This is a genomic window from Pseudomonadota bacterium (assembly GCA_023229365.1).
In the GTDB taxonomy this organism is placed as follows: domain Bacteria; phylum Myxococcota_A; class Polyangia; order JAAYKL01; family JAAYKL01; genus JALNZK01.
Genome location: JALNZK010000039.1, coordinates 32,755 through 42,421, shown reverse-complemented (window position 1 = coordinate 42,421; position 9,667 = coordinate 32,755). Strand labels below are relative to the sequence as shown.

Annotated in this window: 8 protein-coding genes; 4 read left to right on the top strand and 4 right to left on the bottom strand. The window is 72.7% G+C overall.

Annotation, left to right across the window (positions count from 1 at the left end):
- From M0R80_16295 to M0R80_16285, 3 genes are all read left to right on the top strand, one after another.
- Positions 1 to 4,131, top strand: a 4,131-nt coding sequence (locus M0R80_16295) for a hypothetical protein (GenBank protein ID MCK9461188.1), incomplete at its 5' end; no start/stop codon positions are given.
- A complete protein-coding gene (locus M0R80_16290) occupies positions 4,128 to 4,700 on the top strand; it encodes a nicotinate-nicotinamide nucleotide adenylyltransferase (protein ID MCK9461187.1) in 573 nt (190 codons plus the stop codon). The genes M0R80_16295 and M0R80_16290, both read left to right, overlap by 4 nt.
- Positions 4,697 to 5,575 carry a DUF2520 domain-containing protein gene (locus tag M0R80_16285; protein MCK9461186.1) on the top strand — a complete coding sequence of 293 codons (879 nt, stop codon included), beginning with the start codon at positions 4,697 to 4,699 and terminating at the stop codon, positions 5,573 to 5,575. The genes M0R80_16290 and M0R80_16285 overlap by 4 nt, the downstream gene beginning before the upstream one ends.
- Here M0R80_16285 and M0R80_16280 read toward each other — a convergent pair.
- The 4 genes from M0R80_16280 to M0R80_16265 form a co-directional block, all read right to left on the bottom strand.
- Complete coding sequence (locus M0R80_16280) at positions 5,572 to 6,405, bottom strand: zinc dependent phospholipase C family protein (GenBank protein MCK9461185.1); 834 nt, start codon at positions 6,403 to 6,405, stop codon at positions 5,572 to 5,574. The genes M0R80_16285 and M0R80_16280 overlap by 4 nt on opposite strands.
- A gap of 2 nt (positions 6,406 to 6,407) precedes the next feature.
- A complete protein-coding gene (locus M0R80_16275; protein ID MCK9461184.1) occupies positions 6,408 to 6,659 on the bottom strand; it encodes a DUF4911 domain-containing protein in 252 nt (83 codons plus the stop codon).
- A 38-nt stretch (positions 6,660 to 6,697) separates the two neighbouring features.
- Positions 6,698 to 7,279, bottom strand: a complete 582-nt coding sequence (locus tag M0R80_16270; protein ID MCK9461183.1) for a hypothetical protein — start codon at positions 7,277 to 7,279, stop codon at positions 6,698 to 6,700.
- Positions 7,280 to 7,412: 133 nt separating this feature from the next.
- Positions 7,413 to 8,531 carry a DUF4143 domain-containing protein gene (locus M0R80_16265; GenBank protein ID MCK9461182.1) on the bottom strand — a complete coding sequence of 373 codons (1,119 nt, stop codon included), beginning with the start codon at positions 8,529 to 8,531 and terminating at the stop codon, positions 7,413 to 7,415.
- A gap of 204 nt (positions 8,532 to 8,735) precedes the next feature.
- Here M0R80_16265 and M0R80_16260 point away from each other — a divergent pair, with 204 nt between their 5' ends.
- The gene (locus M0R80_16260; protein ID MCK9461181.1) at positions 8,736 to 9,650 is read left to right on the top strand and encodes a hypothetical protein; all 915 of its coding nucleotides are present in this window, start codon (positions 8,736 to 8,738) and stop codon (positions 9,648 to 9,650) included.
- Positions 9,651 to 9,667 lie beyond the last annotated feature (17 nt).

The window sequence follows — 9,667 nt, the reverse complement described above, 5'->3', positions numbered from 1 at the left end:
GAAGACGGGTCATGCATCGCGTTGACGCTCGAGAAGGCCGCGCGAGAGATCCTGGACGGCGACGTAGGCGAGGCAGCCGACACGCTGCGCGCCGGGCTGCGGCGCGTCCCCGATTCGCCGCAGCTCCGCGTCTTGATGCTCGGGCTGGCGGGCGCGAGCGGCGACGACGACGACCTGGCCGAGGCGCTCGAGGTCCTGTCCCGAAGCTGCGAGGATCCCGCGCTCGCCGAGGCGATGGCGATGGCGTTCGTCGTCGTCGAGGAGCGTCGCGGCCGAACCGAGACGGCGGCGGCGTGCGCGGAGAGGGCGGCCGCCGAAGGCTCCGCGGCGGCTGCGTGGGCCGGCGTCCGGCTCGCGATGCGGGGCGGCGAGGCGCCGGCCGTCAGCGCCGCGCTCGGGGCGCTCGAGCGAACGGCGTCCGCCGGCGCGCTCGGGGCGGGCTTCGCGCGGCTGCGGGCGGCGTACCGCGCCTGCGCCGAGGCCGAGGGCCCCCCGGGCGATCGCGGGGTCGCGGCGGGCGGGGAGAGCTGGGATCTGTCGTTCGTCGAGTCGCTCAGGAGGTCGGACCGGGGCGCGGAGGCGGCGGCGGCGCGGATCGGCGCGGAACGGGTCGCGACACCGTGGCTGGCCGAGGGGCTCGAGGAGAGCGCGCTGCTCGTTGACAGGCGCGCGGGCGGAACCTCGGCTTCGTCTTTTGGCGCGCGGGCGGGGGCGAGCCGCACGGCGGCGCTCGCGGGGTTCCTCGCCCCGGACGACCGCGAAGACGCCGAAGCGCTCTTCGAGGGGTTGAACGAAGCGCCGGCGCTCGCCCTCGGCGCCGCGTTGTCGAACGGGAGGCCGGAGATCGCGGCGCGGGCGCTCGGGGTCATCCAGGCGGACGCGGCGAACGCGGACGCGATCCCCGAGATCGCGGTCGCGCGCGCGACGCTGCAGAGGAACGCGTTGCGGGATCCGGAGGCCGCGCTCGAGACGCTCGGCGCGGCGATGCCCACGCCCGCGACCCCGCCCTTGGCCTCGTTGATCCGCCTGCACCGGCGTGCGGGGGCGGCGCTCGCCGAGGTCTCGCTGGCGGAGGCGGCGGTCGCCGAGGATCCGGACGCGCGGTCGTGGCACCTCGCGTGGGCGGCGCGCCACCTCTTCGATTCCGATCCCAAGCGCGCCGAGGAGCTCTACGGCGAGGCGCTCCGGGAGAGCCCGACCTGCGGGCTCGCGCTGTACGCGCTGGAGCGGATCGGCGGGAACCACGCCGAAACCGCCCGGGCGTGGCTCGCGGCGGCGGGGTCGTGCGCGGACGAGGCCGCGCGGTGCCGCAACCTCGTCGCGGCCGGGGTCCACTTCGCCGTGGCGGGTGAGGTCGAGCGCGCCGGACGGGCGCTCGGCGCCGCGGTGCGGATCGACAGGGGGGACAAGGCGCTCGCTGTCACGGCGCTGCGGCTCGCCGTCGACGGGCCGGCCGACCTCCCGATCGAGGCTGGGGAATTCGAGCTCGCGCCCGGGGACGACCTGTCCGCCGACGACGTCCTCGCCATCGCGTCCTCGTGCCTGCACAGAGATCCCGCGCTGGCGCTGCGCTGCTTCGAATGGCTTTGCGACGCGCTCCCGGGGGATCCCGTCTTGGAACGCGGGCTCGCCGACGCGAGGCTCGCGAGCGGTCGGTGGAGCGAGGTGTCGAGCGCGTACCTCGAGCGGCTGAAGAACGCGCAGACGCCGGCCGAGGAGGCGCACGCGTACGCGCGACTCGCGGAGATCGACAGGCACTTCGGGAACGACGAGTCATCCGCCGTGCTGTCGCAGATCGAGGTCGCGAACAGGCTGCCGGGACACCGCTCGACGCTCGCGTCCCTGATCATCCGCTTCGCACGTCATGAGCGCGAGGACGATCTCGTCGGCACGCTCTACAACGTCGCGCTGGCGGTCGACGATGAAAGGGACGCTGCGGCGGCTGCGGCCGCTTCGTTCCGCCTGTCGCCGCTCTCGATCAACTCGATCCGCGTGTTCGCCGAGAGGAGCCCGGCGTCGCTGTACGCCGCGGCGGAGCTCGAGGCCCGCGCCGAGTCGAGTGAGGAGAGCCTCGCGTGCTTGCGGCGGCTCGCGGGTGGACCCCGCGCGGCCGCGGTCAACGTCTCCCGGCTCGCCGACGCGCTGGAGGACGCCGGCCAGATCGCCGAGGCGCTCGCCGTCCGCACGCGCTCCCTCGAGCTGAGCCCGGAGTCCCAGTACGACCTCCTCGGCCTCGAGCGCCTCCAGCACGCCGCGGGCGACTCGAGCGGGCTCCTCTGGACGACGCGACGGATGGCGGAGCTCACCATGCTGCCGGCGCGGCGGCGAGCCTACCTGCTCGAGGCGGCGCGGATCGCCGCGGACGAGGTCCACGACGTTTCGCTCGGAGGGCAGCTCGCCCTCACGGTCCTGCGCGAGGTCCCCGGGGACGACGAGGTGTACGCCGCGGCGCGGCGGCTCATCCCCGGCTCAGCGGATCTCGGCTACGCCGACGACGTCATCGAGGCGCGACTCACGGGCGTGGAGGGTTCCGCCGAGAAGCGGGAGCTGCTCATCGAGCTCGCGGAGGTGCGCGAGCGGCGCGGCGACGCGGCCGGTGCGAAGGACGCCCTCGAGCGGATCGTCGCCATCTACCCGGCGGACGTCGACACGCGGCGCGCCCTGTCGGGGCTGCGGCAGCGCGACGGGGAGTGGGCCGAGGCGATCACGCACCTGATGGAGGCCGCGCGCCACACGCAGGACGATCCGGTGGTCGGCGTCGGGCTGTTCTACGAGCTCGGCACGCTGTACCAGTTCCACGGCGGGCGGCCGGATCTCGCGGAGAAGTGCTACGTCAAGGTCCTCGGCTGGGAGCGCGGGCACTTCGACGCGATGGAGCGCCTGTCGGAGGTCTACGCCCAGCTGCAGAACTGGCCCCGCGCCGCGCAGGCGCTGGAGCACCTCATCACGATGACGTCGGATCCGTTCGTGCGCACCGCGAAGACGGTCGCCCTCGCGGAGATCCTCGATCGCCACCTCAACCGACCGCGCGAGGCGGAGCAGATGCTCAACGAGGTGCGGCGGGCGGCCCCGCTGGACGTCCGGCCCGTGGAGAGCCTCGCCGCGATCTACTCGAGGCAGCGGGACTCGCTCGCACTCAACGTCCTCCTGGATCAGGCGCTCGTGACCAACGCGAACGCGGTCGGAGAGTCTCCCGGCGAGGTCGCGCTGTACTCGAACCTGCTCGCGATCCTCTCGATGAAGGCCGACGACGATCTCGCCGCGATGGCCGAAACGGCGCTCTCCATGATGGGCGCGGAGATTCCGGAGAAGTACAAGACGAACCGCGCGGAGCCCTGGTGGAACGTCGGCGCCCGCGTCGGCGACGGCACCATCGACGATTTCCTCTGCCCGAAAGAGGTGACGCCCGGCATGCGGGGGACGCTGCTCGTCATCGAGGACGCGGTCTCTAAGCTGCTCGGCCTCAACGCGAAGAACATCGCGACCTCGGGCGCGGCGCGCTTGGACAAGCGGCACGCGCTGGCGCAGATGGTGGCGCAGTACGCGCCGATGTTCGGCGTCAAGGGCGAGCCGCCGGTCTACGCCGCCGAGATCGGCGAGATCCGCGTGGCGCCCGGATCCCCGCCGGCCATCCTGGTGCCGAAGGTGCTGACCGGGATCCAGGAGGAGCCGGTGCTCCGCTTCGCGGCGGCGGCGGCGCTCGGTCTGTGCAGGAACGGCCTGGCGCTCGCGACGATGCTGACCAACGAGCAGCTGCGGCTGCTCGTCGCCTGCTGCGTCAAGCTCTCCATCCCGAGCTTCGAGCTCCCGGGCGTCGATCCGCGGGCGCTGAACACCGAGGTCGAGCGCCTGCGGCCCGCGATCACCGCGAAGCTCGTCGAGCGCATCCAGCCCCTGTCGTTCGACTGCGCGCCGGCGCTCGAGCACGCGCAGCTGCGCGAGAGCGTGATGGCCGTCGGGGACCGCGCGGGGTTCATGTCGGCCGGGACCTTCAGCGCGGCGATCACCGCGTTGCGCGTCCTGTCGGGGAGACAGACGGCCCCGTTCGAGCAGGTTCCGGGCCTCGGCAGGTTGATGCAGTTCGTCTTCAGCAAGATCCACGTCGAGCTCAGGCAGCGGATGGGGATTTGAGCGGGGCGTCGCACCCGGTCGTCGGCGTCTTCGGCGGCACCTTCGATCCGCCGCACGCCGCGCACCTGGAGCTGGCGCGGATCGTTCTCGAGCACGGCGCCGCGGATCGGATCCTGTTCGTGCCGTGCTTCCGGCACGCGTTCACGAAGTGCCCGGCCGCGTTCGCGCACAGGGTCGCGATGTGCGAGCTGCTGGTCGCCGACGAGTCGCGCATGGAGGTCTCGCGCATCGAGGAGACGCTCGCGAACCCCGGCCGGACGCTCGACGTCGTGGAGGCGCTCGAGGCGGCCCGCCCCGGCGACAGGCTGCGGCTCGTCGTGGGCGGCGACATCTTCTTCGAGCGCGAGAAGTGGTACAGGTACGAGGAGATCGAACGCCGCGCGCCTCCCATCTACGTGGCGCGACGGGGCGTGCCGGCCATCCCTCTGCCCGCACTTCCGGCACCCGCGGATCTCCGCTCGTCCTCCATCCGGGAGCGGATCGCCGCGGGCGCGGATCCGCGGGAGCTCCTGCCCGCGCGCGTGGCGGAGTACCTCCTGAGGCACGGCCTCTACCGGGGCGGCACGTGAGATCGGTGCTCGTGATCGGCTGCGGCGCGGTCGGTGCGTCGCTCGCCCGCGCGATCGCGGGATCGAAGCGGCACCGCGTGACGGGCGTGCACGACACGGCGGACGAGCGGGCCCGCTCCGCGGCGGCGGCGCTCGGCGTCGAGGCGCTCGGTGATCTCGGCGGCGCCGCGGCGTCGCGCGCCGAGCTCGTCCTCGTCGCGGTCCCGGCCGGGCAGATCGGGAGCGTCGCGGCGGCGGCGGCGCGCGCTCCTGCCGCCCACGCCTGCCAGATCTGGCTGCACTGCGACGGCCGGGAGCCCGCGAGCGCGCTCGGCGCGCTCTCCGGAATGGCGAAGGGGCTCGGGACGCTGCACCCGGCGTGCGCCTTTCCGCCCGGCGAGGTCACGCCGCTTCGGCCCGGTTGCGGCTTCGCGATCTCCGGCGATCAGGCCGCGCTCGCGGCGGGCGAGGCGCTCGCGCGGGATCTCGGCGGCTTCGCGGTGCGGATCCCCGGCGAGGCGCGCGCCGCCTACCACGCGGCCGCCGTGATGGCGAGCAACTGCGCGGTCGCGCTCGTCGCCGCGGCGCGGGGGGTGCTCGTCGAGCGCGGGATCGATCCGGGAGAGGCGGAGCGGCTGCTCGTCGCGCTCGCCTCGGGCGCGCTCGCGGCGTGCGGGGAACGGGGCCTCGAGGCGAGCCTGAGCGGACCCATCCGGCGCGGCGACGCGGAGACGGTGCGCAGGCACGTCGAGGCGATCGCGGGCTCGAAGGAGGCGCTCGGGATCTACCGGGCGCTGGGCCGCGCGGCGCTGACCCTCGCCCGGGGGACGGCGGGATATCGCCCGGAGATCGCGGCCGAGATCGAGCGGGCGCTCGCGGAGGGAGAGGACCGCTAGCCCGGGACCGCGGGCTCCGCAGCCCCACCGTCGAGGATCGAGACGTCCTTCACCACGGCGAAGAAGCCCCCGCGGTCCGTCGAACCGGAGAGGACCCGCGCGCCGCACGCGATGTACGCCGCCGCCGTGGCGATCGCCTCGTCCGCGAGGGCGATCGAGCGCTCGAGCAGATCCGGGTCGTCGGCCGGGAGCGTCCGCACCCACGGTATGCCGGGCCGCGAGCTCGCGAGCCCGAAGAGCGCGAGCCGTGACCGCCACGCAGAGAGCTGCGCCGCCGCGGGCGCCTCGCCGTGGATCCGCAGCATCGCGGCGCGTGCGAGCCCGGTCCAGTCCGATTCGGGCTCGAGGAGGAGCGCCCGCCGCGCGTACCCGGTGCCGATGCCGCTCGTCCCGAGCAGGTCGTAGTGGCAATGGAGATCGATGTCGTCTTCGATTCTCTTGTGGAGGCCGTCCAGATCGCCGCCCCCCCCCGAATCGCGGACGCGGCGCTCGATCTCCGGATGGAAGGCGAGGTCCACGGCATGGTGCGTGAGCGCGCCCAGCGCGACGGCCCGCTCGGCGGGGCTCTTCGCGGTCTCGAGGAGCGCGAGGCAGAGGCCCGCGGGCGAGCGCCGGTGCAGCGCCGCGCCGAACGGGTGGTAGCGCAGCGGCCTCCCGAGCGCGAGGCGCAGCGCGGTGCGCGCGAGGCGATCGTAGTACGGGAGATCCACGAGGACGGCTCCGAGGGCGTAGTCGTGCGGGTGGCGCCGCGCGATGGCGCGGGCGCCGGCGTCGTCGGCGATCTCGGCCGCGCGCGTCGCCAGGGTCACGTGGAGGAGGGTGCCGGCCATCGCTACAGCGGGGAGACCGCGGGCGGGGCGACCCGCTCGAGCCCGATCTCGTCGACGAGCGCGTCGAGCAGCGCCTCGAGCTCGCCCTCGAGGTCGGGCGCCACGAGGAGATCGACGACGTCCGGCGCGCCGTCGCGCGTGGTCGGCGTCGCGAGCCCGTCGTGCGACTCGAGCAGCCACTTCAGGTAGCTGATGTGCTCGCGGTTCACGCGCACGGAGCGGAGCAGCATCGAGCGGTTCTCGAGGGTCGTCACGGTGGGGGAGTATAGCACGCGGCCGGCGCCGGGGGCGCTCAGTTCGGGAGGCAGACGCCGGCGATGAGGTCGTCTGTGACGTCGAGGACGACACCGCAGGAGTGCGCGCCGTCGCAGGTGCCCGCCTGCGGCTCGCAGCGCCTCATGCAGTAGTCGTTCACGCCGTCCGAGAGGCAGATGCCGTCCGTGTAGCCGCTCGGCGTGGTGCAGATCTCGGTCGGGCATTCTTCGACCGGCGCGAAATCCTCGTCCGCGAAGCAGGCGCCGATGCCACTTCCGTCGCTGACGTCGTAGCAGGGCACGGCGCTCCCTCCCCAGAGATCGAGGTCGTCGGTGCAGTGGTCCGGTGCACAGGGCAAGAAACAGGCGCAGCCTCCTCCCGCCAAGTGGACCCCCGTCAACCCTGCCGCACAAGCGGGGATCGATTCGCAGCACTCCGCGTCGATTTCGCCACACTCCGCGTCCGCGTCTGTGTCGCTATCGGAGTCGATGTCGGTGTCGGTGTCCGAGTCGAGGTCGCCGCCCGGGTCGAGGTCGCCGTCCGGGTCGTCGAAGCAGCCGCAGAGCACCCACGCGACGGCGAGCGCCGCGACAGCAGATTTCGCGAGTTCGTGTCTCATGGCCCTCCACTGCAGCAAACCCCGGGCCAGGGCGGGCGGCGCCGTCGCCCGAAGAAAAAATCCAACGATCGCGGCGGGTTCTCCGCTCGGCCGCCCTCCACCCGATGGCCCAGGTTGTGCCACTCCGCGCAGCTCACCGCGTGAGCTCGCCGTCGAACAGGCGATCGACGAAGAGCCGCCACGGCACGATCTCGATGTCGCCCAGGCGGCGCGGCTCGCGCTCGTCGCAGACGACGAGCCGGCGCTTCACCGCGTGCTCCTCGCCCAGTGCCTTGAGCCCGCGGAGATCGCCCTCGTGGACGCGGCCGCCGCTCTTCACCTCGACGGCGGCGAGCATGTCGCCGAGGACGAAGTCGACCTCGAAGCCCGACGCCGTCCTCCAGAACGAGACGTCGAGCTCCGGCTCCAGGTACCGCCGGTAGTTGAGGATCTCCTCGAGGACGTAGTGCTCGAAGCTCTTGCCGAAATCGGCGCTGCCGGGCAGCGGCTGCCGGCGCGCGAGGTGGTTCGCCACGCCGACGTCGAAGAAGTAGAACTTCTCGGTGAGGATCGTCCGGCGCTTCCGGGCGCGCGTCCACGGCCTGAGGCGGAAGCCGAGGAGCGTGTCCTCGAGGATCTCGAAGTAGCCGCGGACGACCTTGGCCGAGACGCCGCACTCGCGGGCGACGTTGGCGGCGTTCAGCAGCTCCGCGTTGGTCAGCGCCGCGACCCGGAGGAACTCGGCGAACGCCGGGAGGTTCTTGGCGCGCGACTCGGCGGCGATCTCCTCCTTCAGGTAGTCGGCGACGTACGCCCGCAGGTCGCGGACCGGATCGTCGGAGAGGAAGTGCGGCGGCAGGAGGCCGGTCAGCATCGCCCGCGCGAGATCGAACCCCTCGACCTCGCGAAGCGAGAGCGGGCCGAGCTCCCAGCGCCAGGCGCGCCCGGCGAGCAGGTTGGCGTGCCCGCGCCGCAGCTTGCGGGCGCTCGAGCCCGAGAGCAGGAACGATGCGCCTCGGTTCTCGATGAGCCAGTGCACCTCGTCGAGCAGCGCCGGGACCTTCTGCACCTCGTCGATGATCGTCCGCCGGCCCGCGTACCTCTCGCGCAGGAGGGCGGGGCGCGTCGCGTACTCGGCGAACACGTCGGTCTGGAGGAGATCGATGACGTTGTCATCGGGGCGCGCGAAGCTGTTGCGGATCCAGTAGGTCTTGCCGGTCTTGCGCGGGCCCCAGAGAAAGGCGGAGCGCCCGGCGGGCAGATTTGTCTCCAACAGCCTTCTGATAATGCGACCCATGAGGAAATAATATCATGATAAAAAGACCAATCAAGCTGGATTATCCTATCGCGGGAGTTGCTGTGGACGGACGACTCGCAGAGCCTCGTGCCGCGCAGCTTGTGCCACGCCGCGCGCGGGCGCCGCGCTTTCCTGCTATCCTCATCGATATCGAGATCATCAAAAGGGGGGAGGGCGGAGATGCAGAAGGCGATCATCCTCTTGTCGGCCGCGGCGCTCGCCTGCGCGGGGCTCGCGGCGTGCGGCGCCGGCGGCGACGGCGCGGGGGCGGACGCGGGCGCGGACACGGACTCGGACGCGGACTCCGGCGCGGACACCGACACCGGCGACGATCCGCCGGACGAGATCGGCCCGCCGGGCCGGAGCAACGAGATCATCGTGGTCGACGGCGTCGAGCGCGCGTACACGCTGTACGTGCCGGAGTCGGCGGTCGACGCGATGGCCGACGGCCCGGTGCCGCTGCTGTTCGGGTTCCACGGGGCGGGCGACACCGGATCGAACTTCGTCGCGGCCACCGGGCTCGAGGCCACGGCGGACGCGAACGCGTTCGTCCTGGTCGGCCCGTGGGGCTTCAACGCGGGCTGGTTCGTCGAGGCGGGCGAGGGCTGGCCCGGCGACGACGGCAACGACACGTCGCTCCAGAACGACCTGCAGCTTGTGTACGACGTTATCTCAATCACGCGCGAGTCGTACTGGGTGGACGGCGACATGATCTACGCGGTCGGCCATTCCCGCGGCGCGGGCTTCACGGGGCTCGCCGCGATGCTGTCGGGCGGGGCCGAAATCTCGTCGGGCGCCTGGGTGTCGCCGTTCGCGGCGTACGGCATCAACGCGGGCTACGACGCCTCGGGCGGCAGCGTGGATCCGGCCGAGGCCGAGCCAAAGCGGCCGGTGTGGATCGTCCACGGCACCTCCGATTCGGTCGTGCCGTACTCGTACGGCAACGCGCTGTACGAGGCGTTCGAGGCGGGCGGCTGGGACGTCACGTTCACGCCCGTGGAGGGCGGCGGCCACACCTGGCTCTGGCGGTCGACCTACGGCCAGACGAACCAGGATCTCTGGGACTGGTTCGCGGCGAACGCGATCGACCCGTAGGGGAACGCGTGACGCAG